The sequence below is a fragment of the Microbacterium sp. MF43 genome (assembly GCF_012847295.1).
GTDB lineage: Bacteria > Actinomycetota > Actinomycetes > Actinomycetales > Microbacteriaceae > Microbacterium.
This window is the reverse complement of record NZ_JABBDY010000002.1, coordinates 849,859-875,259: the sequence shown is the minus strand read 5'-3', so window position 1 is coordinate 875,259 and position 25,401 is coordinate 849,859. Positions and strand designations below refer to the sequence as shown.

Below are 25,401 nucleotides of genomic sequence, written 5' to 3'. Positions count from 1 at the left end.
GCGACCAGATCCAGGGCTCGACGCCGAAACTCCGGCGAATGTGGTGCGGGCATCTCACGGACTCCTTCCGAGACGATCATCGCCTCAAAGTTGGTGTCCGGAAAAGCGGGTCAGGCTCCGTTGCACCGCGATGACGGTGGGCGGGTTCTCGAGGTTGAGCACCACCAGGCCGGTATTCGCGCCGCCCTCACCGTCCTGCTGGACAACCCGAATCCGTTCGGGCATCGCGTAACCCATAGCGACGAACTCATCTAGCCAGGCCTCCAGCGTCTGCTTGTTCCGGAACGGCATACCGACACCTCCCCGCCATGCGAGCGAACGCAACCATTATCGTTCACCGCGCGCGGTGACCCCACGATGGCGGGACGACGGAGAACCGGCACCTCAGCGTCCCGTGCCCATCACGCCTGAGGAGGTGCGGCGAGAGGTCACGCTTGGGTGATCTACGTTACTCGTCGGGTAACTGCGTTGCGCCACACCGCGACGCTGCGCCGGCCGCCGGTCTGCTCCCACTCGATGACCACGATACGGTCATTCCACCCAGCCGCGGTCGCGGCCACTTTCGACGCCGGCGCGTTGCGCCACGAGACCCACGCCCACACCGTGGGCATTGCGGTCCGCGGTGCCCATACGATCGGCTCCGGGCCGTACGCCCGCAGAGGGAGGGTGGTGGGGGTGAGTTCGGCTGCGGCGATGGCGATCTTCTGATCGTTGAGATCGTCGTAGTACCCCTCGTAGCGACGGTTCTTCGTCACAAGTGGTCGGCCATCCCTCCTCCGGCCGAGGAAACATGCTACTCGCCGGGCGCCGACACTTCAGCACAGCCATTTCCCACGTAATCCTTCCCGTGGTCCTGGTCGCACGATCTCGCCCGTTCTGATCCCACGGCCAGACCGGTTCGTCAAGAAGCGGAACTAGCACGGACCTGGGCGCCTATCGGGCTCATTGCCCCACCGGGCTGCTGAGGCCTATCGGCCTGCTGACGTAGGCCGACGCCGCCCGGATGACTGACGGGGTACTCTCAAGGTCATGAGCACTCGGCAACGCTAGCCCTAACCAGGGGCCGCGCCGATCGAAGGGACCATCCTGATGGTTCGCATGCTCATCCGCCTCCTGTTCTCGGTGCTCGGTCACCGCATCTGCTGCGGCCGCATTCCCAGCTGGACCGCTCGGGTGGGGCAGTCGTGGGACACCTACGACGTCGCCCCCGGCAACCTGTACAACGTCATCTGGCGGGCGCAGTCGTGGATAAGGAGCCGCGTCGACTAAAGGGATGGAGAGCACCAGGCGGGGCCCGTGGGTCCGCCTGGTGTGGAGGCGTTAGCTCTCCGGGTGCGCCGACGCCGACCCTGCCGAGCTCAAGTGAGGCGCGGTCGTCGTCCACCACGATGTCGCGGCTTTCGCGACCGCGCCCGCCTTCCTCGTCCGCTTAGGTGTCGTGGCTGCGTCCAGCCCGCGCGAGCGGGCACGCCATGAGTCGCGAATCATACGCGAGCGTCGACCGCCGAAGACCGGTCAGGAGGCATCTGGTCTTGTGGAGGCCGTTGTTTCATTCAGATTACGGACACAAGCAGCATCCCTGTCCGGTTTGTGTACGGTTACCTCGGATCTGCTCTGTGCGTCTGGCGAGAGGCGAGCCGGTCCCGTCCCCTTGGCGCACCTGTGCACCCCTCCACGCCAAGGGGGCGTCCCATCTCCTTGGCGGCTCGGTCACGATCTGAACATATTTGGCCTGGTCGATCGATGTTTCGTTCATCACTTGGATTGATGACTGGCGTCGATTGGGCACCCTAGAGTAGGTGGGACGTGCGCGTTGACCCAGGTTGTTCCCCAGCGGCCGGAAAGGGTGCTGCCTGTCCCCAGCAGGCAGCGTACGTCGGAGCTGTCCCCACAGTCCGACGCACGCGTCCGTCCGGTCCCCCTCGGACTGCTCGGTTCGTGCCTGAGATCGGTTCGAGGGGGGCTGCCAGCGCTCGAGCACAAGCTCATCGCGCAGTGATTCCCCAGTGAAGGCGGCGGTGCTGACGAAGTCCCCAGACTCCCCAGCGTCTGCTTCCAGCGCCTCCATCAGCACACTACATGTCCCCCGTTTGGGGGACAAAGCGGGTTGACGCGATGTTTCCTCAAGGTTCGCTCAAGTCCGGGGTACCGATCGAGCGACGAGCGGAGATGCCTCCCGGGGTTCCGGTCCGGCTGTGCGGCGTCGTCGGTCACGCGCGAGACGATTTCGTGGGGCGCCGGGGTCCGGCTGGCACAGCCCGCATGACCGGGACGAGAGGAAGCATTCTCGTGGCGGAGCGGGCGGGAGTATCATGATCCCGCCCGCTCCTCTGGTGAGGTCAGCGAGTGATCCCGGTGCCGGCGTACGAGGCCGGTGCTGCTACCGGCCCCGTAGCGTCTGCTGCGGGGCCGTTAGCTTTTGGGGTGCGCTCGACGGTGACGCCGCTGAACTTCAGTGAGGCGCCGACGTTGTCCGCGACGATGTCGCGGGTTTCGCGGGTCTGGCCGGTCTCGTTGTCGGTGTAGGTGCCGAAGCGGAGGTCGCCGGCGACGAGGACGCTGTCTCCTTTGTGGAGGGAGTCGGCGACGTGGCGGGCTTGCTGGTTGAAGACCACGACGCGGTGGAATACGGTGCCGGCGTCTTCCCAGAGCTTGGTGGTCTCGTTGAGGCGCCGGTCGTTGACGGCGACGGTGAATCTGGCGTAGTCGGTGCCGGCTTCGCCGGTGCCTGATTCGGGGTCGCCGGTGAGGTTGCCCTCGATGGTGACCGGGATTCTGGTCGTCATGGGTGGGTTTCCTTTCGTTGTGAGGCACCTGGTGGGGTGTCTCGGTGGGCGTGGGCCTGGCTGGTCCACGCGTCCCAGTCCGCGCCCGGGTCTGGCCAGGTGCGGGGTTTGGCGGGTTGGTGTCCGTTGTTGCAGCCGCCGCCGTAGGCGCGGGAGAGGCGGGGGTGGGCGATGGTTAAACGTTCGTGCCAGCCGACGGGCCCGAACCCGGCGTCGGTCTTGTCGAACGCGGCGCGGTGTGCGGTGCGGAGGGCGGAGAGTTCTTCGACGAGCGCGCCGTGCTGGTACCAGCAGGTGGGGACGACGCTGACGGGGATGTTGTAGCGGACGGTGACCCATTCCACCCAGGCCCGGAGCATGTCCCATTCGGCGGCGGCGTCGGCATCTTTGAGCGTGAACCAGTCGACGGCGTGCCCGCCGATTGCCTCGGACGAGACATCTCGGCTGGTCTTCTTGCCGGTGAATCCAGCGGCGAACTTCTGGGCGTCTTCCTTGTCGGTCATGCAACACCGCCTTCCGTGAGCTTGGCGTGGAGGCGGGCGAGGGCGAGTTCGGATGCGGCGCGGCGCGGGCGGTTGTGGGAGAGGACACGGTCGCGTTCGATGAGCCGGTGCAGCAGTTCGTGGCAGGGCGGATGCAGCGGCACCAAGTCTCCGTGACGCTCGCGAGCTCGCCACCCGCCGTCCAAGATGACCCCGGTGTACTCGAGGTGGTGCAACTCGAGCTCGCCAGCGGCCGCGGTCTCACCGCAGGCGGCGCAGCAGAGCGGGTTCCCGGTGTGGGCATGGGTGGCGAACCAGCGGTCGCGGCGCGCGAACCAGACCGGTGAGTTCAGGTACCCGGTGACGTAGGCGTTGCCTCGGAGGGGGCGGCGTCGGTTGCTCATTCGACTGCCTCCTCATCCGGCTCAGTCTCTGGTGCGGGGGCGGGGGTTCGGGCGTTGCTGAAGACCTGGCGTTGTTCTTGTTCGGTGGCGCGTTTGGTGGTGCGGATGGCGTGCGCGTCGGGGCGTTCGTCCCAGCCGGCGAGGTCGAGGAGGACGCCGCGGCGGTTGCGGTAGGCGAGGAGGCCGGTGGTGGGTGGGAGTCGGCGGATCTCGTCGACGGACATGAGTGGGATGCGTTCGGTGTGTTCGCTGGTGGAGTGGCCGGCGTCTCGGGTGGTCCAGGACCGGTTGGTGCGGCGGGTCTCTCGGTTGCCGAGAAGGGCTTCGATGTCGCGGAGGTGGTCGACGTGGCTGGCGCCGCCGAGGATGACTTTGGCGGTGGCGGCGGCCCAGATGGTGTCGGCTTCGGCGCGGGACCAGGCGGTTTCGGCTTGGGAGAGGGCTTGGAGGACGACGAAGGTGCAGATGCCGCGGCCGCCGCCGTCGGCCATGATGCGGGGCAGGTTCGCCCACCGGAACATGTTGGCGATCTCGTCCAGGATGAGCCCCAGCGGATGAGGGAGCCGGGATCCGGGGGAGGCGAGCGCGCGGATGCGGGCGACCTCGACGATGTCGTCCAGCACTGCGGAGAGCCATCCGCCCATCGCGGATGCTCCGGACGCGGAGCCGATCAGGTACAGCGTGTTTGCGGCGTCGAGGAACTCCTGCGGGTCGAACACGGGGTCGCCGGGGCGGGGCATGAGGGCGTCGCGGATCTGCGGGACGGCGAGTGGGGCGACGGCGCCTTGGACGCCGAACCAGATGGAGGAGGCGAGCTTCTCGTCGCCGCTGATGGTGGCCTCGAGACTGTCACCCCACCCGGGTGCCCCGTCGGAGCGGAGCACCTCGACGGCGGCACGGGCAAGGGCAGGGCCGGAGCCCCAGTCGTAGATGTCCGCGATCGACCGGCCCCCGACCGCGGCGGCATGCAGCAGCCGGCCGAGGACGACCCCGGATGCCTGCGCCCATTCCGCGTTGGTCTGTGAGGCGCCCAGGGCGGTGCCGGTGATGATGGCGGTGCCGCGCTGCATCGCGACCAGCGGGTCCTCACAGCCGGCGATCGGGCTGATCCGCAGCGGGTGGGCGATGCCGGAGAGTCCCTGCGGGTCGAAGACGTGCACGTCGCCGCGGCGTTGCCTCATCCGGAGGGTGGCGGTGAGGTTGTCGTTGGTGGTGCTGGTGGTGATGAGCGGTCCGGTCCAGTCCAGGATCGCGGAGATCAGCACCCGGTACCCCTTACCCGACCGCGGCGGACCTTCCAGGGCGACCGAGTCCTCGATCGACACATAGACGTCCACGCCGCGGGCGCGACCCACCCGCCAGCCGACGTCCGTTGGTCCGGGGTGCTCGAGGTCGGGGCGCAGGACGGCGGCGCGGCGGAGGACGGCTTTGGCGGAGAGGTGGTCGCGGATCTCAGAGGCGGGCGCGAACCCGGGCCGGAGTCGGAGGTCGGCGATGAAGGACCAGTCCGAGTGCCGTTGGCGCCGTACGAGCCGCCACACCAGGATCGCGAGGGCGGCGATGAGGAGGACGGCGAGGAGGTCGACGACACGGATCTGCCACACCGGCAGCGCGCACCCGGCGGGCGCGGTGTATGCGGCGGGGTTGCCGGTGGCGGCGAGCCAGAGTCCGGAGAACAGGTGCGCGGGGGCGGGGCGGGCACCGCAGATGAGCTGCGTGGTCGCTTCGGCGAGGAATCCGAGGGCAACGCTGAGGAGGATCGCCGCAGCAACCCCCACGGCGACGAACCTCCCCACCAACCCCCGATCCATAGCGTGCTCCTCGCCTCGGTTGTCGTGTCAAAGAGTGGTGGCGGCGTGTGCGGCGACGGTGACCCAGGCGTCCCGGGTGGCGGGGCGCAGCGCGTCGAATCGGAGTGGTCCGGACTTCAGCGCCGGGTCGAACGGGATGGTGGCGACTTCGCGCACCAGCCCCTGAAACCCGTCGACGATCCGCGCAGTGTCGGCCTTCCGGGTGGGTTCGGGTTGGGTGACGACGACGATCGCGTTGTCGGCGAGGAGGGCGGAGCGTTCGTCGCGACGGCGCAGGGCGTCCAGGAGGAGGCGAGCGGATTCGGCGGGTTCGGGAGCGGCGAGAGTGGGGATGACGAGCTGGTAGCTGGAGTCGATCATCCGCAGCCAACGGTCGGCGGATTCGTCGTTGCCGGAGTCGAAGATCACCAGCCGGTAGTAACGGGCGGCGACCTGCATGAGCAGGTCGAACTCGGTGTGCTCGATGCGCTGATCCGTGGCGAGGAGTTCGGGGTTGGAGCGGAGGACGTCGTACCGGTCGGTGGTCTGGTGGTGCACGAACCGGGAGATGTCCGACACCGACGCGGTCGGGGCGAGGAGCTGTTCGGCGGCGGGGAGGAGATCGCGGACGGTGGTGTCGTAGAGACCTTGTTCGGTGCGCCAGCCGAGGGTGCCGCGGGTGTCGTTATTGTCCCAGGCGAGCACGTTGCCGCCGCCGTGGCGGGCGTAAACGGCGGCAAGCATCGCGGTGGTCATGGTCTTGCCGACACCGCCCTTGCCGTTGACCACGGCGATGGTGCGGCATCCGGCCCACTGCCTCGACACGACCCGCTCCCGCTCGAGCCGCGCCACCTCCGCCGCCGACGGCCTCACCGCGATGCCAATACCGGCGAGGGCGCCACGCCACCCCGTGGCCGCCGTAGCCGGGGCGGCTTCGGGGGTGATGAACGACTCCTGCCCGGGTGCCTCGGCGGCTGCTTCTTCGACGACCTGCGTCTGCTCCACGTCAGTCGTCGGGGTTCGGCGCAACCGCTGCGCCGTCTCGAGCTCGGTCTCCGGTTCGGGCTCGGGCTCAGGGCGCTCGTCGAGGACAGGGTCGAGCTGAGGCTCGGGTTCGGGGAGGTCGGGGGCGGGGGCGATGTCGCCGTCGCGGGTGACGAGGAGGTGGTGATTGCCGCGGTCGCCGGCGGTGACCAGTTCGATGGGGGTGCCGGCCCGTTGGGCTTCTTCGGCGGTGCGGCGGACGACGGCGTGGCGGATGTCTTCGTCGCCTTGGGCGAGGACGGCGTCGATGAGGCCGTCGGGGGTGACGAGGGTGGCGGCGGTGCCGGTGATGGTGGCGTAGATGCGGGGTGGGGTGAGGGCGCTCATTGCTGCAGCTCCTTGCTGGGGGTGATCCAGCCGTCCAGCCCGGTGTCAGTGGGTTCGGGCCAGTAGTCGTCCAGATCGATGGGGGAGGAGATGGCGAGGAGGGGGTCCTGGTGGTCGGAGGCGCGGACGGCGTCGTCGGTCTTGAACAGCTCGTACTCCCACTCGGTGGAGGTGGCGAAGCAGTCCACGAGGTAGGCGTATTGGCCGACGTAGGCGAGGAACTCGCCTTTGCGCAGCTGCCTGGCCATATCGACGTGCGGGGCGGGCAGGTTCAGCCGGGTGCGCAGCGGGGTTTGTTCTTGGTGGTTGGTGCGGAAGACGAACTTGTTCTCGATGTCGCCGACGATCGAGTAGGCGAGGTTGCGTTCTTGGGAGTCGGCGTCGCCGACGGCGTCGAGGTCGCCCATCTTGTGCAGGATCACGATGTTGCTGATCCCGTAATGCCGCGACAGCTTCAGCCACTGCTGATACATCTGCAACGCCGCCAGCGAGGTCATGTCCCGCCACCCTTCTTCCCGGATCACGTACCGGGTGCGGTGCGCCGACCGGTCAGACACCACCGCCTGAATCCACGCGGTGGTGCACACCTGCGTCAGCTGCGCGACCAGGTCGCCGCGGGCAAACAACTCGGAGGTGTCCACGACGACGATGGGGGCGTCCGCGTCGAAGGAGACGGTGGACTCGTCCTCGAACAGTCCGGACAAGTCGCCTTCCACGAAACGGCGCAGCACGAACCTCGGTTGCACCGCCGCCTCCACCATCCGCGCATCCCCGGAAGGGTCAGACGTGATCAGTCCGAGCTGGTCGTAGACGCCTCGGAGGGTGGGGTGGTCGTGGGTGTCGGTGATGCAACGTTCGAGAGCGTCGTGGATGCACGCGTGCTCGACCGCGGTGAGCCGTGTGCCGGAGAGGGCGAGTTCGACGAGGGTGACGAGGGTGGCGATCCGCCGCTGCCGGACCATCTGCTCGTGCTGCTCATCGGTCGCGTCGGAGCGGCGGGGGCCGCGGTCGAGCGGGTTGAGGCGGGCGGGAGTGCCGCCGCCGAGGCGGATGACGGTGCCGCCGGGGATCGCGTCGGCCACGACCACCCACTCGCCCTTCGCGTCGGAGGGGACGACGGCTTGGTGGCCGAAGGCGAGGGAGCGGGTGACGAGGGTCTTCACGGCGGCCGATTTCCCGGCCCGGTACGCGCCGAGCACAAGGATGTTGGTGGAGAACGTGCCGCGTTCGGTGCTATCGATGTACGTCTCCCACGGGGAGAAGTGCCAGAGTGCGTCGGCGTTGAGGTCGACCCCGACAATGGGGCCGCGGTGGCCGAGGCCGGCATCGGCGACGAACGGGTAGATCCCGGCGATGTGCTGCGACGTCGCCTGATGCGCCGGCACCGACGCCCCCGCCAGATTCCAGTACCCGCCCTCAACCAGCCCCGGCCCGAACGGCCCTCGCACCGCCGGCTCCGGCAGGCCGCGGTCGCGCCGCGACCTGCGCGGTTGCGCGTCGGGGAGGGGGAGGGCGGCGCGTTTGAGGGCGCGACGCTGTGCGGGGGTGAGCCCGGCGGGTTCGAACAGATAGGTGCGGCGGGCCATCACTTCATCCCCAGCCCGACGGGGAGGGCGTTGACCATGAGGGCTTCGGCTTGCTGGCAGTACAGGATCTGCGCCTCCATCCCGGCACGGGAGAGCGCGTTGCGCATCCCGGCGATGGCTTGGTCGAGGCGCTCCTCGTCGGGGGCGGTGACGGTGAGGTAGGCGCCGTAGCGGAACTCGCCGTGCCCGGCGACGATCTCCTGCTCCTGCTTCTCCAGCGCCTCCCAGTCCGCTGCGTCGGCCGCCGATCCGTCGGCGCCGCGCTTGGCGCGCAGCTTCTCATTGCCCCGCCAGACCTTCTTCTCATCCCGGATCCGCCGCAGTGCCTTTGCCACCGGCACCGGCGTCAGCACCAGGGTGAAGATGTGGGTGACGGCGTCGCCGGTGTGGGGGTGCCGGGCGAACACGATCGGCGCCACGAACCCCACTGGCGCATCCGACCTGGGCCATTCGTGCACCCACATCGTGGTGTGCACCCCCGAGTCGGAGTACACGACCCCGTTGCGGCCTTTTGGCTCCTCCAGGTGCATCGGGCCGAGTGCGATCGGGTCGACCCCGGTGTGCCCGGTGTCACGGTTCTGCACGGTGGCGGCGAACTCCGGGTCGAACGCCACGCGGGCGAGCGCGGCGACATCGCGCGGGGAGAGCCACTTGCGGACCTTGACCTTCGCAGCCCGGAGCGCGTCGGCGAGGTTGTGGGCCTCGATGTAGGCGAGGGACTGGATGGCGTCCTTCCCGCCACCGAGGGACTTCAACTGCGCGGAGAGAGCGATGAGGTCGAGGGTGAAGGTGAGGTAGTTGCGGTGGGCGACGGCGAAGCGCTCGGACCCGTTCATCACATCCCGGTAGTTGGTCGCGACCGGGCTGGAGGGGTCGAGGTCCTGCCGCTGGGTGACGGTGTCGTAGTGGTCCCGCGCGGCCCTGATCGTGGTCGGCAGAGTGCGCTCCTGCAAAGTGATCCGCTTGATCCCGGGGCGTTGGGTGAAGGAGGCGAGGACCTGCGCCCACTGCTGGGCGAGGTCGTACCGGTCCGGGGTGTCGTGCATCAGGAATCCCTGCACCTCGAGCTCCGCGGTCACCGACACGGTGCGGTCGTGCGGGTTATAGATGCACGCGACTCCGTCGACGTCCCAGAACTGCAGCGACGCCCGCACGCCCGGAAGGTTCAGCGTCCCGGCGAGTTCCCTCCGTTCTGGCCGGAACGTGTCGGTCGTTGCTCCCGTGGCGTGCCGCAGCTGCTTCGTCAGCCACAGTCCACCCATCCGGGGCGCGGAGATCCCGTGAATCGTCGCGATCGCGGTGGCGCTGAGCGCGAGGTAGATCGGGGCGGCGTAGAGGAGCCCGGGCGGCCCGAACCTGTTGATAGCAATCAGAACGACAACAGCGGCGAGGGTGAGGAAGGCGAGCTGCCACCCGTCCAGGCCCATCACGATCCCTTGCCGCGACCGGCGGGGAAGCCGGACCGGGCGTGATAGATCGGGGGATGTGCTCATGACGGGCTCCTCTCAGCCGTGACCGGCGGGCGAGGTGTCGGTGCGGGTGGTGGCGCCTGGCCGACCTGCGGCTTGTTAGGCGCGGGGCTGGTCGCGGGCTTGCCCGCAGGACCGGTGGCGCCGCGCGCTATGCTGCTGCGCGCGCCCGCGTTACCTCGAGTCGTGCTCGCCCCCGCTGCAGCGCCGCGTCCGGCAGCGGAGCGTGCGATGCCGGCGGGTGCGGCGCCGAGCCGGGAGGGGATGGCGACGGCGGTGCGGGCGGCTCGGGCACCCATCGATCCGGCGTGACTGCCGAGCCGGGACCCGACGCCGTCGGCGGCGACGGCGCCGACGAAGCTGAACAGTCCGAAGATCGCGAACGGGGCGAACGCGACCAACGCGAGCCCGAACAGCAGCGGCCACGCCTGCGGATCCCAGATCGTCGTCACCGCGGAGAGTCCGTTGATGATGAGGGTGACGAACCCGATCGTGAGCGGTCCGGTGAGCAGCAGGACGACGACGGCGGACACGTACCGGACCACCCATTGCGGGCCGATGCCGCGGACGGGAAACACCATCCACGCGACCGGACCGACCGCGATCAGGGCGGCGAGGACGATGTTGCGGAACGTGAAGACCAACATCAGCAGCAGCATCCCGACCATGAGCAGTCCGTGGATGAGGAACGCGAAGAAGTAGTTCGCCTGCCCGCCTGCCCACATCACTCCCTGCAGGGTCGCGAACAGGGATGCGGGTCCGTCGCGGTTCATGATGTACCAGGTCAGGTCGTCCACCGCGTTCAGCAGGTGCCCGGTCACCCACAGCGTGAGTGGCAGTGCGGCGACGGCGATGAAGGATCGGACGATCGCGCCGACGACCTCGCTGCGGTCGCCGGAGACGACGGCGGCGGTGATGGCCCAGATCATCGCACCGAGCATCACGATGAGGATCGCCCACGCCCAGAACGCCCACTCGCCGGTCGCGGCATCCCACAGCAACGAGGTGGTGTCGAATCGCATGTTCGCGGCGACCGCGTACATCATCGCCGTCGCCGACATCGCCATTCCACGGCCGGCGTTCTCGAATGTCACGCAGACGACGTCGCCGACACTGCATCCGTAGGCGACCAGCGCAGCCTTGCCGCCCGCTGCAATCAACGCATCCTTGTGGGTCGCGTACGTCGTGCAGACAGTCGCGGTCTCGCCGTCGAAGAGGACCCATAGGTAGCAGGTCTGGGTGACGACATCGTTTGCGTCTGTCGGGGTGCAGGCGACCTGCCCACTCGCGGCCAGGCAATCCACGGGATAGTTCGGGGCGGACCAGGACTCGCCAGCGACCGGTGCGGACGCCGTGATTGCAGCGGGCGCGGGTGGCGTGGTGGTGGCGTGGGCGGGAGAGAGCGCACCGATTGCGATCGCGCCGCCGAGGAGGGTGGCGAGGGTGAGGGTGCGCAGGGCGTTCATGTCAGAAGCCGAAGTCGAAGTTCACGAACCACGCGAACAGGCCGCTGGCGGCGCCGAGGATGGCGGCGGCGATGAAGATCCACATGATGTTCTCGCCCGCCCAGGTCCGCACCCGGTCGGACGCCAAGCCCCGGAACGCGAGCGCGGCGCCGGCCATGATGAGCATCGCGAGGACGACGAGCATCGCTCCGGCGAGGAGGTAGGAGACGATGACTTGGAAGCCTTGGAAGAACGGGGCGGAGTAGTCCGGTTGGATGTCGGGGACATCGACATCGAAGGGCTGGGGCATGATGGGGCTCCTTCCGGGGGCCTGCGTCAGGTGAGGGGGAGGCCGCGCGCGGCCATGAACGGTTGCGGATCGATGCGAGTCCCGTGACTGCGGATCTCGAAGTGCAGGTGACAGCCGTAAGAGCGGCCGGTGTTGCCCTCGGCTCCCAGCGGTGCGCCGGCTCGTACGGCGTCTCCGACCCGGACGCGGATGGAGTCGTCCTGCAGGTGCCCGTAGAGGGTGAACAGGTCGTCGCCGTGGTCGATGATCACGGCGTTGCCGTAGTCGAGGTATCTGCCTGCCGTGGTCACACGGCCGGGGCCAGCGGCGAAGATGGTGCTGCCGCAGCCCTGCGCCATGTCGTAGCCGGAGTGGTCGCTCGGGCAGTACGCGCACCCGACCACAGGCCCCCACCCGAATCCGCGCCCCTTCGTGTAGTTGCCGGCGAGCGGATAGCCCCACTCGCCTTCAACGGTCGGTCCGCCCTCCGATGAGCCTGCGATGGCGGCGGATGCGCCGGCACCGGCGATCGCGAACGGAATCGCGATCAGCGGCGTCAACACCAACCCGACCGCCAGGCCGAGCGCGACGAGCACCCCGATCAGGACCCGGCGACCCGTCCTCGTTCCAGCGAGGGCAGTGGCGACGGCGACCGGGGCAGGCATGTCAGGGCTCCACGGGTTCGGTGAAGAACCGCACCACCTTGCAGTCCCCAGCCCGCTGCGCCGAGTTCGGAGTCGGCACCGACTCCTCACCGCACAACACCTGCACGCTCACCCGCACCGACTCCTCATACGAGGACTCGCCCCCAGCACCATCCGACCGCGTGAACGTCAGCACCACATCCGCGGTGCCGATCGCCATATCCCCCGTCGCGTCCTCCGGAACCTCCGACAGCGAAACCGCGCCCGCGGTCGCCTCAACCCGACCGTCCTCAGCGGCCAGCGACTGCCACTCCTGCTCCGGCAGGACAACTCCTTGCCGCAGCTCGGTTAGTGCCGCGCTGAGCTGTCGCTCGCGGTCCTGGCCTTCGGGGTATCGCGTGTCGGGGGTGAACCACGTCTCGAGGTAGTCCAGCCACTCGTCGCGCGCGCTCGCCTTCGTGTCGAACGTCGACGCCGCGGCAAGGGCAGCGGCGACGTAGGTCTCCGCGTCGGTGGTGATCGGCTCCGGCGCCCACCCTCGATCGACGACATCGGGATCGACGATCGCCTGCCCGTTCGACGAGGGTGACGAGCTCGATCCGTTCGAAGGTGTCCGGGGATCGGACGGCGACGGCGTCGGCGTGGAACCCGACCCGCTCAGTGCGGCGATCACGATACCCACAACTCCGACGAGGAGAACGGCGCCGCCGATCCACGCCCACATCTTCGCTCGGCCGCCCGTGCTGCGTGCCATCGACATCATCTCGACCTCTCCCGGGAATCCCGAGCGTCGCCTGATCCGCGAGCGGGGGAACTCGAATGCGGGGCGTCGTGGCGGCATCCTACGCACACCAGAGGCGATTCGAAAAGATTCGGCATGCGAGTAAAGAACGGAGCGCGCGCGAATCCAGCACGAGGGGCTGGGGATCGCCTCTGCGCCGTTGCGATGCACCCTACGCCGGGAATTGCTGCGCTGTCTGTCGGCTCTTCGGGGGACAGGTCCGTGAGCGCGACCTCGTCGCGTGCCGGGTCCGCTTCCTCCGTTGACATGAGTGCATCGTAGCGCGATACACTTCGAATGTGTAGCACTTTCTGTAGCACTTCGCTGGACGGAGATCGTCGGGTGCGGGACAATGAGTCATGCCCGACCCGACCCGACCCGCGAACGAGCAGTCCGCGGAGGATCCCATTGATGCATTCGGCAGCCGACTGAAGGCCGGCGTCGTCGGCTACCTCCGGGCGCACCCCGATGTGGGCGCGGGAGAGGTGGCTGCCGCGCTGGGAACCTCACGGATGACTGCCTACCGCGCGATCGACGAGCTCCTCGACGCCGGCCTCCTCATCGCCGACCCGCCCCGCGACAAAGCCGCCAGAGGACAATGGATCCAGTACCGGGTCGATGACGCCGCCGTGACGGAGATGTATCTTCGTCTCGGGCTTGCGATCGGCGAAATCTGATGACGCCGTACACGTCTGTCGCAAACGCGCAGCATTAGCGTCCTTCCACAAAGCGGAATCACGGTCACCCGAGCGCTCTGCCGTCAGCTCGTCGCCCGGGGCGGCTTCGCACCGGATCACGGCATCGCCGCATACATAATCTGCCGCGAACGGCGCGAACTGTGACGCCGAGACCCTGAGCGGCACCCACATCCCCAATGTACGAACACCGGAATCAAAGCAGCCGCCGCGACCAACTACTACATCGACGTCGGCAAGATCGTCATCAATTGATGCTTCGCTGCTTTGGGTCGTTCCGATCCATGAAGCGCGATGGCCCGGTCATCAGGATTGATGGCAGCTCGGGCTGCTCTCTCGTCAACGAGATCGTGAAAGCCCATGACCGCCGGAGCGGCGTTACGGAGGCCCTCGCCTCACCTCCGAACCGGTCGCGAGTCCTCACACTCGACCAACGTCCCTGGGCGGTACATCTAGCGGCCGAAGAGGTCTCCGAGGCCGGGCAGGCCGATGCCGGAGAACGAGTCGCCCAGGCTGCTGACCTGATCAGCCAGCCCGGTGACGGTGTCTGACGCACTGCTCACGGTCTCCATCGCGCCGGCAGTGAGTTCACCTCCGACGCCGGTGATCGCCTCCAGGTCGACGCTCTCGGCGAGGGCGGAGAAGTCGACACCCGCAGTGAGAGCCTGAGCCAGCAGGGGGGCGGCGACGGTGCTCACGACGGCGCCCCCCGCGATGGCGATCAGCAAACCCCCGGCCGCGGCGGTTCCCGCGAGAACGGGGGCGCTGCGCGCCAGCAGCGGGGCGAGTGAACCGGGGCGACCGATCTCCGCGCGCGTGGCGGCGCGGGCGAGGTCGGCGGGACCCGCGCTCCGCGGCTGCTCTCCGGGCGGCAGTTCGGCGCGCATCCGCTCGGCGACCTGCTCGCGGTCGCCGGGTCCGAGACGGGCGAAAGCATCGTGGTGGATCTGCTCGAGCTGAGCGGGCGGTGCGGTGCGCAGCAGATACTCGTACCGCGCCACCGCGTCGCGGTCGCTCGCCGGTCCGACCGCGGGTGGCGGAGTGAGAGGACTGCGGCGTCCCTGCGCTGACCTTCCCGTCGGCGGCTCCGCGGGGGTGCCGGGGACGGGGAGTGGGGTGCGAGGCGGCGCGTCCTTTCGGGTGAGTGCACCGGCGGCCTGCTGCAGGGCCGCTTGCCAGGGGACCTTCTCAGAGCCGCCGGCGCCGGCGGCCGGCGGGGAGGGGGTGGTGCCCAGCGCCTGGCTGGTGAGGTCCATGAGACGGTTCAGCTTGCTCATCGATGATCTTCCTCTCGGGGTGGTGATGGGGTCGGTCTTCACGACATGAGTTCTCGATCGTTCTCCCGGACCTCAGCGCCCAGCGGAACGCGGCGGCGCGCGTCATCCCACTCCAGGGCGAAGATCCCGGCGCGCAGCACGGCGCGCTTCTCCGCCAGTCCGGCAGCACGAGCGGCGCGCGGGGTGAACTCCCGGATGTGCGAGGGGGTGAGCGGCAGGCCGGCTGCGTCGGCAGCATCCAGAGCGCGGGCGATCGCCGCGTGGAGGCGGCGGCGGTGGGAGTGGGCGAGCACGGCGGGATCGAGGCTGAGTCGCCCCCGCTCCAGCTGAACGAAGACCTGAACGGTGTCCGGATTCGGCGTGAAGAACGCCGACAGCTTCAGGATCGTTCGGCTGGCCTCGGCGTCGCGGGGCAGGACGACCGTGATGCGGCGCACCGCCCATCGAGCCGAGCCGGTCAGCCACGGGAAATGAGGGACATCCCCGAGCTGTGCCCGATGAGCGGGGAGGAGCTCGTCCAGAAACCAGCGTGCTTCGTCGACGGTGAGGATGAGCTGCTCCCCGCTCCCGGCCTCGTGCGGGCCGTCGGCGAGGTGCACGCGCGCAGCCCGCTCGTCGCTCCGCAGGTCAGCCATGGGAGGACTCCGATCCGCTTCCCGCGCCGGCGTCGCCCGGGGTGGACGGAGTGGTGCGGGCTCGCCGGCGGAGGAGGGGCTCGGCGGCGGCGATCTCCTCGGGGGTGGCGATCCGGAACGCACCGGCCGACTCGGTCTGCACCTCGCGGCGGCCCTGTCCGCGGGTGGCCCGGAGGCTGGCGACGATCGAGATCGTGATGATCGTGGCGACCACCGTCAGACTGACGGTCGTGGGGATGTAGAGGACGTCCAGGAGAAGCATCTTGATGCCCACCCAGATCAGGACGAACGACAGCCCGACCTTGAGGTAGACGAACCGGTGAATGAGGTCCGCGAGCAGGAAGTACATCGCTCGAAGTCCGAGAATCGCGAACGCGTTGGCGGTGAACACCAGGAACGGCTCCGACGTGACGGCGAAGATGGCGGGGATGGAGTCCACGGCGAAGATGATGTCGGTGATCTCCACCAGCACGAGCACCGCGAGCAGGGGCGTGGCCACCACGATCCCGGCCTTCCGGATCAGGAACTTCTGCCCGTGGTACGCGTCCGTCATCGGCACGAACCGGCGGAACAGCTTCAGGATCTTCGACTTCTCAGGGTGCACGTGATCGTTGCGGGAACGGAACATCCGCCACCCGGTGTAGATCAGGAAAGCCGCGAACACGTACAGGATCCAGGAGAAGTTCTCGATCAGTGCGGCACCTGCGGCGATGAAGATTCCGCGGAAGACGAGCGCGCCCAGCACGCCGAGGAAGAGCACCCGGTGCTGATACTCGCGGGGGACGGCGAACGCGGCGAAGATGATCGCCCACACGAACACGTTGTCCACCGCCAGCGACTTCTCGATGAGGTATCCGGCGAAGTACTGCTGCCCGAACTCGGCGCCCCACACGGACCACACCAGGACGCCGAACGCGACGCCCAGCGTGACCCACACCACCGACCACACGGCCGCTTCGCGCACGCCGATGACGTGCGCTTTACGATGGGCGACCAGGTCGACGACGAGCATCACCAGGATCACGGCGAGCACCGCGAACCACGCCCACAGGGGAACAGTCATGACAAAGACCTCCACGAATTCTCGTGAAGGTCTCATCGGCCCAGTGGGCTCCGCGCACCGGATCCCACTCGGGAACGTACTGACGATGCGGAGCGAGGATTACTCCCCTTCGCGGACTATGAAAGCATGAAGTGTACTTCATGTCAATGTCGCGCCGTCAGCGCACGTCGCGGAGCGCATGGATGAGGTCCCCGACGCTGTGGCGTGCGTTGGACGGATGCCGCAGCGGAAGGTGGTCTTGTCGGAGTCGGACTGCAATTCGCGTCGCAAGATGATCTCCGTGTGCATGTGGGCTCCGCCACCGCACGCTCCACACGCGGCTGAAGGACGCATGCCGACCTCCTGCCCGCCGCGAGTCGCCTCTGGGTCGAACGAATTGCGGTGCGGCTGCACGACGCGTGCGTCGCTCCCGCCCACCGAGCTACAGCGGGATCGGGGTCAACAGCAGCATCCGCGACCGGTCGTGCTCGACCAGATCAACCAGACGGACTTGACCTGCCAGTCAGGTGGACTGAAAGGGTAATCGAGCTGCCTCGGGGCCGTTGCCAGCGCGTGGGTGGCTGTCGCCTCCAGCTCGTGGCACGAGATGATGAAACGGGCCGCCGCAAGTCGCAATCTCGCCAGCCTCCTGAGCCTGGCGGGGGGCCTCGCCGCAATTCCGAACGAGGTCCGGGGTGATGTCCACGTTGCCCAAGCCGGAAATACAAGGTCATGGGCTGCGCGGTTTCGGGGGCGTGCTCGAAGGGTTCCCCTGCCGAGGCCGCAACGTCAGCGTCGCCGGTGCAGTTGTCGAACACGGGAAGAGGGCGGCGTGGCTGAGTGGACGTTCCTGACCCGCCACGCGCATGTCCTGCTCGCTGTCGCGGAGGACAATGACGCGACTTTGGAACGCATCGCGGACGTCGTGGGCATCTCCACCCGATCCGCGGTGACCATCCTCAACGACCTGGAGTCCGCCGGATACCTGGAGCGGCACAAACGCGGCCGGCGCAATCACTACGTGCTGCACCCGGATCGCTCCTGCGCAGGACTTGACAACCTTCCTGGAATCAGCGATAGTAAGCAAACCGGTTTGCGGAGAAGCGGGTTTCGGGGCTGACGAAGAGCTCATTTTTTGAGGCAGTATTCGATCAAACTAGTTTGGAAAAATGAACTCTCACGGTGTCAACATCCAGCGCGTTGCCGAGGCTGCGGGCGTGAGCAAGACGACGGTGTCGCACGTACTCTCCGGCAACCGTCCCGTGGCCCCGAAGACCCGGGCACGGGTGGAGCGGGTGATCTCTGACCTCGGGTTTCGACCAAACTTCTTCGCTCGCGCGCTCAACACGAAGAAAAGCAACGCCATCGCGCTGGTGGTCCAAGACATCACGAACCCGTTCTACCCGGCGTTGGCTCGTGGCCTGCAGACGCACCTCTCGGCCGCGGACCAGGTGGTGATGCTGTTCGATGCGGGCGGAGATCGTCGTCTCGTCGACATGTTCGCCCGCGACGCGATCGCCCGCCACGTCGATGGCGTAGTCGTCGCGGTAAGCGACATGGATGACCAGATCATCGAGCTCCAGAATGCGGGAATCTCCGTGGTGGCTGTCGGGTCGGGGGTCAGCGAGCTCTCGATCGACTGGGTCAGTGGCGACGACGAACGGATCGGGTCTGACGCCGTGAGGCATCTGAGCCTGATGGGCCGTTCCTCCATCGGCTGCATCTCGGGCCCGTCGTCGACGGCGCCGGCCGATCAGCGTCTCGCAGGATACAAGAAGGCCCTGGCGGAGCTCGGTGTCCAACAACGTCCGGATCTTGTCGCATTCGGCGACTGGACTCGGGATGGGGGCTTCCGTGCGATGTCGCACCTGCTTGACACGGCCCGGACACCGCCCGACGCCGTGTTCTGCGCGAACGACCTGATGGCCATCGGATCGATCGATGCGCTGAGCGCGCGGCGGCTCGATGTGCCAGCCGACATCGCGATCATCGGGGTGGACGACATCGAAGCCGCTCGTCTTGTGCGGCCATCCCTATCGACGATCCGAATCCCCGCCGTGGACATCGGCCAAGCCGCCGGGGAGCTTCTCTTGCGACGCATTGACGACGGAGACCGGACTCCCTCTCGACACGTCGTCGTTCAACACCAACTCGTCTCGCGCGAATCTGCCTAAGGAGGCCGCACTTGCACAACGTTCTCGACCCCTGCGACATCGTCCCCGACGAAGCGGAGCAGCTCACCCACTCCGGATATGACGCCAGCCAGTTGCTCACCGAAGCTCGGCGTGCAGCCGCCGATGGTGACATCGCGCTCCTGAAGTCGATCGCCGACGAGCTGCAGACGCTCAACCGATCGGCGGGATGGACGTTCGTCGAGCCGGAGGATGACGAGGAGCTGCTCGCGCTCGGCTCGGGTGCGACGTTCTCCCGTCCCGACGACGATGCGCTGCTGGACCGCTTGCGTGGCGCTTGGACCGGGCGGGCGATCGGGAACACGATGGGCAAGCCGGTGGAGGGTCTCTCCCGCCAGGAGGTGGAAATCTACCTGCGCGCCGCAGGCCAGTGGCCGCAGCGAGGATACATCCGACTACTCGACCCGCTTCCCGAAGGAATCGCGGCACTCCACCCGTCGGCGCGCGAGTCGTCACTCGGTACCTTCAGCGATGTCCCCCGCGACGACGACATCGACTGGGCGATCCTGACGCTGCACATGCTCGAGCAGCACGGCATCGGCCTGACCACAGCGGACATCGCCGACCACTGGCTGGACCGGATTCCGTTCACTCAGACTTACACCGCTGAGCGTGCGGCGTACCGCAACCTCACCAGCGGCCTGACACCTCCGCTGACGGCCACGTTCAACAACCCGTATCGCGAGTGGGTCGGTGCACTGATCCGGGCCGACGTCTACGGCTTCGTCAACCCGGGCCGACCCAGCGAGGCAACGCGACTCGCTCTCATCGATGCACGGCTCAGCCACGTGGGGAACGGTGTCTACGGCGAGATGTGGGCGGCGGCACTGCTGTCGATCGCTCTCTGCGTGGACACTCCCGAGGAGGCGCTCGACGGAGCCGCAGCGTTCGTTCCTCCCGGCTCCCGTCTCGCAGCAGCACTGCGCGGTCTCCGGGACCTCCACGCCCGCGGCGTTCCCGCGGACGAGGCGCTGAATTGGATCGACCGCGAACTGGGCCACTACAACTGGGTGCACACCATCATCTGCGCCGCGGCGATCGCATATGGCCTCTTGTGGGGAACCGACTTCGTCGACTCCGTCGCCCTGACGGTGTCCGTCGGAAGAGACACCGACTCCACGGCAGCGACCGTTGGCAGCGTCGTGGGAGCTCTCCATGGGTTCCGCGCGCTGCCCACCGATCTCATCGGCACGACTCATCGCCGGATACGCAGCAGCATCCGCGACTACGACCGCGTCGCCATCGAGGAGCTGGCGGAACGCACGCTCGCAGTCGAGGCGAGGGTCGCACGCGAACTCGAGCGGACGAGGGCGCACGCATGAATCGGAATCCTGTCATCCTCGACACCGACCCCGGGCTCGGCGAGCCCGGAAGCGACATCGACGACGGCCTGGCCATCGCCCTCGCCGTCCTCTCGCCCGAGATCGACCTGCTGGGGCTGACAATCGTCAATGGCAACGTCGACACCCGGATCGGGGTCGACGTCGCCCGCCGCCTGGCAGATCGGCTCAAGGTTCCCGAGCTTCCGGTGCTGGCCGGCGCCACCCAACCCCTTCGCCGTGACATGGAACCTGTCAAAGAGCTCTTCCGGCTGGCCGTACCGAATCATGGGGAGGCGACCTCGAGGGAACTCCTCGGGCCGACCAGCGCCCAGCACGCCGCCGACTGGATGATCGATCGCGTCCTGGAACGGCCTGGGGAGATCACGATCGTCGCCATCGGTCCGATGACCAATCTCGCCCGGGCGATCCAGCGAGAGCCTCGCTTCGCCGAGTCCGCACGCGAGCTGGTGCTGATGGCCGGCGCAGCAACCGGATACGCGCAGAACATCACCGTGGTCGGCGATTTCAACACCTATGTCGATCCGGAGGCGCTTCAGATCGTGCTCGACAGCGGGGCACGCATCCGCATGGTCGGGCTCGACCAGACAGCGCGCGTGCTGCTGACGCGCGATGACGCCCAGGTGCTGGCCCGAGCGAGCGATGGTTTCTCGTCGTGGGCGGGAGAATGCGCCAACGCGTGGATCGACTTCCTCTCACGGGCGTTCCCCAACCGGCCGGAGCACCAGCACGCATGCTTCCTTCACGACCCGCTTGTGGTCGCGGCAGTGCTCGACAGCTCGCTGCTCACCTGGGCGGACGCCCATGTGGAGGCCGAACTCACCAGTGAACTTGCGCGGGGTCTGGTCGTCGCGGACCGCGGCCTCGCGTTGGCGCGACCCAGACCGGCAAATGCCTCGGTCGCGATCGACACCGACGTGGAAGGGTTCCGCGACCTCTTCCTCTCTCGGCTGTCTCAACCCGAACGGGTCGAATCGGTCCCTTTGCCTGCGGGTCCGACACACATCTAAGGAGAACAGCAATGCACTTTCACAACGGAGTGAGGCGATCGACTGTGGCACTCGCCGCATTCGCACTCGCCGGAGCGGCCCTGACAGGTTGCAGCTCAGCTGCGGCCGGTGGCGGCAGCGACGACCTCTCGACGGACTTCACCGACCCCGACAAGCCGGTGACGATCACCTATTCGGGCGCCGCGTACGCGGCGGACGCCGTGCAGCCGATTCTGGACGCATTCCACGAAGCGCACCCGAATATCACTGTGGAGTACGAGTCGGTGCCGTTCGCCGACTTCAACAGTGCATTGGCGACGCGTCTCGGCAACCAGGATTCATCCCTGGACGTGTTCGACGTCGATATGCCGCGCACCGACGCATATGCGGCGCGGGGATGGCTGACCGACATCACGGCCGCGTTCCCCGACCTTGAGGGCGCGATCGATCCGGCATCCATCGATGCGGCGATGGTCGACGAGAAGCTGCTCGCGATGCCCTACCAGACGTCGACGAACATCATGTACTACAACAAGGCTCTTCTCGAAGCGGCGGGCATCGAGGCGCCCTCCGCCGACCCGGCGGACCGGCTCACGTGGGAAGAGGTCGAGCAGATGGCCCGCCAGGCGCAGGCTGCGGGCGCCCGCTACGGCCTGCTGTTCGACCAGATCGACCGCTATTACCAGCTTCAGCCGTTGCCGGTCAGTGCCGGCGGTGGGGTGGGGGCGACCGGCGAGGGCAACCTCACACCCGAAGTCAACAACGACGGGTGGGTGGACGCGTTCTCCTGGTACGGGTCGCTCTTCGAGGAGGGCATCTCGCCGCGAGGCATCACCGCGAACGAAACCCCCGCATTGTTCCAGAGCGGGCAGGTGGCGTTCTATGTTGGCGGCCCCTGGTGGGCTGATGGGTTCAACGGGGAGGCCGGCCTGGACTACGGCGTCGCCGCGTTCCCCGCGTTCGAAGGGGGCGAAGCTGCGACGCCGACAGGCGGCTGGAGTGTCGGCATCAACCCGGCGAGCGAGAAGAAGGAGGCCGCCCTCATCTTCCTGAAGTTCATGGGGCTGGACAACGGCGGCTACGCCCAGTACCTGGAAAACGTCCCCGTCCCGCCGGCCAACCTCGAAGGCGCTGCGGCGTACTGGCAGAAGCCCACGTTCGAAGACCCTCGAATGGACGGCGCGGTCGAACTGATGCAGTACGAGCTCGACAACACCGCGACCCTCCGGGTGCAGACGGTGGGCTACGTCGAGTTCGAGGACATCATCGGCAAGACCTTCAGCGACATCATCAATGGCGCCGATGCGAAGGCCGCGCTGGACTCCGCGAACCAGCAGCTCGTGGACGCCTGGGAAAAGTACCAGCAGTGACTCAGTGGCCCCGGTGGACCCGACCACCGGGGCCGCTCTCTCAAGGAGGCGAACAAGTGACAAGCATCTCGCAGCCCAGGCAGCGCGTTGCCCGACCTGCCACCCACCCTGCAGTGGCAAGGACTTCGGATCTCAAGCGGCGTCGCGACGCACGCACCGCGGTACTCTTCCTCGCGCCGATGCTCGCGCTCATCGTCGTGTTGCGCATCATTCCGGGCTTCGAGGCCATCGTGAAGTCGATGCAGTTCGGGTTGCCAGGCAGCGTGGCTCCGCCCCAGTTCGTCGGCCTCCGCATGTTCGAGGAACTCTTCACGTCCGCGTCGTTCTGGTACAGCGTGCAGCAGACCCTGGTCTTCAACGTCATCATCAACCCGCTTCAGATCTTCCTCGCGCTGCTGGTCGCCGTCCTGCTCACCCGGGGGCTTCCTCTCACTGGACTGTGGCGCACGCTGATCTTTCTGCCGGCGGCAATCCCACTCAGCGGGTCTGCCATCGTGTGGGGATTCGCATTGCGACCGGACGGGCCTGTCAACGGCATCCTCGAAGCGATCGGTCTCCCCGCCCAGCCATTCCTCTTGAGCCCGGATCAGGCGCTCTACAGCATCATGCTCATAGCCAGTTGGATCGGGATCGGGTACTGGATGATCTTCCTGATCGCCGGGCTGAACGACATCCCCGATGTCTACTACGAGGCCGCGAAGATGGACGGAGCCGGCGCCATCCGGACGTTCTTCTCCATCACGTTGCCGCAGCTCAAGCGACCATTGCTTCTCGTGCTGGTCGCCGATACCGTCGCGAACTTCGTGCTCTTCGCTCCGATCGCGATTCTCACCGGTGGAGGCCCGCAGAAATCGACCTCGCTCCTCATGTATGACGTGTACAACCGCACCTATGTGCTCACCGACCCCTACCTGGCGTCGGCGCAGCTCGTCGTGCTCCTGGTGATCATGATCGCGATCACCATCGTTCAGTTCCGGCTTCTGCGGACGAAGGAAGACTGATGTCGACCAGCCCCCTGTATCTCCACCGACCGGCAGCCAGGCTCCGCCGGAAACTCGGCAGGACGCTCCTCACCCTTCTGGCAGTAGGGGTGACGCTCCTCTTCCTCCTTCCCGTGCTCTGGCTGATCGCCAGCAGTTTCCGGTCCTCGGTGGAAACTGCCCAGTCGAGCGCGACGCTCTCCTGGGCGATGATCTGGCCGCAGGACTGGACGCTGACCAACTTCGTCTCCGCATTCCAGAGCGGCTTCGGCCTGAACCTGCTCAACAGCGTCATCGTCGCCGTGGCGACCCTCGTGTTCGGCTTGTTCTTCTCGGCGGTCGCGGCGTTCGCTCTCGCAGTCATCCCGTTCAAAGGTCGAGCACTCATCTTCACGGCCGTCGTCTTCAGCTTCCTCATTCCCTTCGAGGCCGTCGCCATCCCCCTATCGCGCACGTTCGCCAGCTGGGATCTCACGAACACCTATGCCGGGCTCATCCTCCCTGGGCTCGGGGCCGGACTCGCGGTCTTCACGCTGCGTCAGTACTTCCTCGCGGTCCCCGCTTCGCTCGCCGAGGCCGCGACCATCGACGGCGCAGGGTGGTGGCGTATCTTCTGGTCGATCTACCTGCCCCTCTCGAAGCCGCCGCTCATCGGCGCAGGGCTTCTGATCTTTCTCGGCACCTGGTCTGCCTACCTCTGGCCGATCCTCGTCATCAACGATCCCCAACTCGACATCGCGCCGGTGGCGATCGCGAAGTCCTACAGTGCGTTCGACATCGATCAGGGGCGCGTGTTCGCCGAGACGGCGATCCTCGCGCTCATCCCGGCGGTCATCCTGCTGCTCCTGCAGCGGTACTTCGTAGCGTCCGCGTCTCTCAGTGGGAGCAAGGAGTGACCGAGTACGCGCATGGGACGCTCGACCCGGGCCTCCGGCCGGGGAGGGTGGCCGTCCTCGGATCCCTGAATCTCGACCTCGTCGTCACCTGCGCGGTGGCGCCCGGCCCCGGCGAAACCCGCCTCGCCTCAGGGTACGAGGAGCACCCGGGCGGCAAGGGTGCCAATCAAGCGATCGGGGCCGCCCGGATCACCCGGACTTACCTCATCGGCGCCGCGGGCGACGACAACGCGGGAAGGCGGATCGAAAACGCCCTCCGATCGAGCGGCGTCCGCACCGCTCATGTCCGCACAGTTGGGGCGCTGACCGGTCGCGCGGTCATCACCGTACGAGCGGACGGCGAGAACTCCATCCTCGTCGTCCAAGGTGCCAACCTGCACGTCTCGGCCGAACAGGTCCTCGCGAGCTTGGATCAGATCCGACCCGACGTGGTCGTCGCCCAACTCGAGATACCTATCAGCGCCATCGAAGCAGCGCGGCGGTGGGCGGACGAGCACGGGCGTCGCTGGATCCTCAACCCCAGTCCGACCATCCCCGTCCCTGGTGACCTTATCCATGGCGCCGACCCATTGATCGCGAACGAACATGAGGCTCGGATGGTCTTGGACCTGCACGGGATCGAGACCAAAGGCGACCTCCACGTCTTGGCTCGGCGACTCCTCCAGCTCGTGCGCTCGGTCGTGATCACCGCCGGCGCTGAGGGCGCGCTCGTGGCGGACGCCGACCACCCGGACCCGCAAGTGGTTCCCTCGCCACGAGTGACCCCAGTCGACACCACGGGCGCGGGCGACGAATTCGCCGGATCTCTCGCAGCGCAGCTCGCCTGCGGACAGGACCTCTTGAGCGCATCGATCGCCAGCGCTGGAGCGGCGAGCAGATTGATCACGACTCCACGCGGCCACAGGCTCCCGCCAATGAGCCCGACAGAATGAGGAAGC

The 25,401-nt window shown here is 67.5% G+C and carries 26 protein-coding genes; 10 read left to right on the top strand and 16 right to left on the bottom strand.

Translation table 11 applies throughout. The features are described 5' to 3' along the window. Positions 1 to 84 precede the first annotated feature (84 nt). Positions 85 to 291 carry a hypothetical protein gene (locus HF323_RS08380; protein ID WP_169582097.1) on the bottom strand — a complete coding sequence of 69 codons (207 nt, stop codon included), beginning with the start codon at positions 289 to 291 and terminating at the stop codon, positions 85 to 87. Between the two features lie 152 nt (positions 292 to 443). After that, complete coding sequence (locus HF323_RS08375; protein ID WP_169582096.1) at positions 444 to 755, bottom strand: hypothetical protein; 312 nt, start codon at positions 753 to 755, stop codon at positions 444 to 446. 334 nt (positions 756 to 1,089) lie between these two features. Between HF323_RS08375 and HF323_RS08370 the strand changes: the two genes are divergently transcribed. Next, entirely contained in the window at positions 1,090 to 1,269 is a 180-nt protein-coding gene (locus HF323_RS08370; protein ID WP_169582095.1) for a hypothetical protein, read from the top strand. Between the two features lie 1,070 nt (positions 1,270 to 2,339). On the opposite strand, the gene HF323_RS08365 is transcribed toward HF323_RS08370, so the two are convergent. From HF323_RS08365 to HF323_RS08315, 11 genes are read right to left on the bottom strand one after another with little or no spacing between them, the layout of a single operon-like run. Beyond that, complete coding sequence (locus HF323_RS08365) at positions 2,340 to 2,786, bottom strand: single-stranded DNA-binding protein (RefSeq protein ID WP_169582094.1); 447 nt, start codon at positions 2,784 to 2,786, stop codon at positions 2,340 to 2,342. Next, on the bottom strand, positions 2,783 to 3,289 hold the full coding sequence (locus tag HF323_RS08360) for a hypothetical protein (protein ID WP_169581380.1): 507 nt from the start codon (positions 3,287 to 3,289) through the stop codon (positions 2,783 to 2,785). The genes HF323_RS08365 and HF323_RS08360 overlap by 4 nt, the downstream gene beginning before the upstream one ends. Continuing rightward, positions 3,286 to 3,672, bottom strand: a complete 387-nt coding sequence (locus HF323_RS08355; RefSeq protein ID WP_169582093.1) for a hypothetical protein — start codon at positions 3,670 to 3,672, stop codon at positions 3,286 to 3,288. The genes HF323_RS08360 and HF323_RS08355 overlap by 4 nt, the downstream gene beginning before the upstream one ends. Then, positions 3,669 to 5,483, bottom strand: coding sequence for a TraM recognition domain-containing protein (locus tag HF323_RS08350; RefSeq protein WP_169582092.1), 1,815 nt, complete (start codon positions 5,481 to 5,483; stop codon positions 3,669 to 3,671). Before HF323_RS08350 ends, HF323_RS08355 begins: the two co-directional genes overlap by 4 nt. 27 nt (positions 5,484 to 5,510) lie before the next feature. Continuing rightward, positions 5,511 to 6,833, bottom strand: a complete 1,323-nt coding sequence (locus HF323_RS08345) for an AAA family ATPase (protein WP_169582091.1) — start codon at positions 6,831 to 6,833, stop codon at positions 5,511 to 5,513. Further along, a complete protein-coding gene (locus tag HF323_RS08340; RefSeq protein WP_169582090.1) occupies positions 6,830 to 8,419 on the bottom strand; it encodes a hypothetical protein in 1,590 nt (529 codons plus the stop codon). Before HF323_RS08340 ends, HF323_RS08345 begins: the two co-directional genes overlap by 4 nt. Then, complete coding sequence (locus HF323_RS08335) at positions 8,419 to 9,912, bottom strand: SCO6880 family protein (RefSeq protein WP_169582089.1); 1,494 nt, start codon at positions 9,910 to 9,912, stop codon at positions 8,419 to 8,421. The genes HF323_RS08340 and HF323_RS08335 overlap by 1 nt, the downstream gene beginning before the upstream one ends. Then, complete coding sequence (locus HF323_RS08330; protein WP_169582088.1) at positions 9,909 to 11,354, bottom strand: hypothetical protein; 1,446 nt, start codon at positions 11,352 to 11,354, stop codon at positions 9,909 to 9,911. The genes HF323_RS08335 and HF323_RS08330 overlap by 4 nt, the downstream gene beginning before the upstream one ends. Before the next feature lies 1 nt (position 11,355). Beyond that, on the bottom strand, positions 11,356 to 11,643 hold the full coding sequence (locus tag HF323_RS08325) for a hypothetical protein (RefSeq protein WP_169582087.1): 288 nt from the start codon (positions 11,641 to 11,643) through the stop codon (positions 11,356 to 11,358). Between the two features lie 26 nt (positions 11,644 to 11,669). Continuing rightward, on the bottom strand, positions 11,670 to 12,287 hold the full coding sequence (locus HF323_RS08320; RefSeq protein WP_169582086.1) for a M23 family metallopeptidase: 618 nt from the start codon (positions 12,285 to 12,287) through the stop codon (positions 11,670 to 11,672). Between the two features lies 1 nt (position 12,288). After that, complete coding sequence (locus HF323_RS08315) at positions 12,289 to 13,020, bottom strand: hypothetical protein (RefSeq protein ID WP_169582085.1); 732 nt, start codon at positions 13,018 to 13,020, stop codon at positions 12,289 to 12,291. 386 nt (positions 13,021 to 13,406) lie between these two features. On the opposite strand from HF323_RS08315, the gene HF323_RS08310 reads away from it, so the two are divergent. Beyond that, positions 13,407 to 13,724: a hypothetical protein gene (locus HF323_RS08310; protein ID WP_169582084.1), complete on the top strand. Its 318-nt coding sequence runs from the start codon at positions 13,407 to 13,409 to the stop codon at positions 13,722 to 13,724. A gap of 470 nt (positions 13,725 to 14,194) precedes the next feature. On the opposite strand, the gene HF323_RS08305 is transcribed toward HF323_RS08310, so the two are convergent. The 3 genes from HF323_RS08305 to HF323_RS08295 are packed head-to-tail and all read right to left on the bottom strand — an operon-like array spanning position 14,195 to position 16,717. Then, positions 14,195 to 15,019: a cation-transporting ATPase gene (locus HF323_RS08305; protein WP_169582083.1), complete on the bottom strand. Its 825-nt coding sequence runs from the start codon at positions 15,017 to 15,019 to the stop codon at positions 14,195 to 14,197. Between the two features lie 38 nt (positions 15,020 to 15,057). Further along, complete coding sequence (locus HF323_RS08300; protein ID WP_169582082.1) at positions 15,058 to 15,654, bottom strand: hypothetical protein; 597 nt, start codon at positions 15,652 to 15,654, stop codon at positions 15,058 to 15,060. Continuing rightward, on the bottom strand, positions 15,647 to 16,717 hold the full coding sequence (locus HF323_RS08295) for a TerC family protein (protein WP_169582081.1): 1,071 nt from the start codon (positions 16,715 to 16,717) through the stop codon (positions 15,647 to 15,649). Before HF323_RS08295 ends, HF323_RS08300 begins: the two co-directional genes overlap by 8 nt. An 811-nt stretch (positions 16,718 to 17,528) precedes the next feature. Here HF323_RS08295 and HF323_RS08290 point away from each other — a divergent pair. From HF323_RS08290 to HF323_RS08255, 8 genes are all read left to right on the top strand, one after another. Then, positions 17,529 to 17,816, top strand: a complete 288-nt coding sequence (locus tag HF323_RS08290; protein WP_169582080.1) for a MarR family transcriptional regulator — start codon at positions 17,529 to 17,531, stop codon at positions 17,814 to 17,816. Between the two features lie 49 nt (positions 17,817 to 17,865). Next, complete coding sequence (locus tag HF323_RS08285) at positions 17,866 to 18,870, top strand: LacI family DNA-binding transcriptional regulator (protein WP_223169226.1); 1,005 nt, start codon at positions 17,866 to 17,868, stop codon at positions 18,868 to 18,870. 11 nt (positions 18,871 to 18,881) lie between these two features. After that, positions 18,882 to 20,210 (top strand): ADP-ribosylglycohydrolase family protein, encoded by a 1,329-nt coding sequence (locus HF323_RS08280; protein ID WP_169582079.1) that lies wholly within the window; start codon positions 18,882 to 18,884, stop codon positions 20,208 to 20,210. Then, positions 20,207 to 21,238, top strand: coding sequence for a nucleoside hydrolase (locus HF323_RS08275; protein ID WP_169582078.1), 1,032 nt, complete (start codon positions 20,207 to 20,209; stop codon positions 21,236 to 21,238). The genes HF323_RS08280 and HF323_RS08275 overlap by 4 nt, the downstream gene beginning before the upstream one ends. A gap of 44 nt (positions 21,239 to 21,282) precedes the next feature. Further along, positions 21,283 to 22,587, top strand: coding sequence for a sugar ABC transporter substrate-binding protein (locus HF323_RS08270; protein WP_169582077.1), 1,305 nt, complete (start codon positions 21,283 to 21,285; stop codon positions 22,585 to 22,587). Between the two features lie 113 nt (positions 22,588 to 22,700). Further along, positions 22,701 to 23,588: a sugar ABC transporter permease gene (locus HF323_RS08265; RefSeq protein ID WP_211160332.1), complete on the top strand. Its 888-nt coding sequence runs from the start codon at positions 22,701 to 22,703 to the stop codon at positions 23,586 to 23,588. Beyond that, positions 23,588 to 24,463 (top strand): carbohydrate ABC transporter permease, encoded by an 876-nt coding sequence (locus HF323_RS08260; RefSeq protein ID WP_169582076.1) that lies wholly within the window; start codon positions 23,588 to 23,590, stop codon positions 24,461 to 24,463. Before HF323_RS08265 ends, HF323_RS08260 begins: the two co-directional genes overlap by 1 nt. Further along, entirely contained in the window at positions 24,460 to 25,395 is a 936-nt protein-coding gene (locus tag HF323_RS08255) for a ribokinase (RefSeq protein WP_169582075.1), read from the top strand. Before HF323_RS08260 ends, HF323_RS08255 begins: the two co-directional genes overlap by 4 nt. The last annotated feature ends 6 nt before the right edge of the window (positions 25,396 to 25,401 follow it).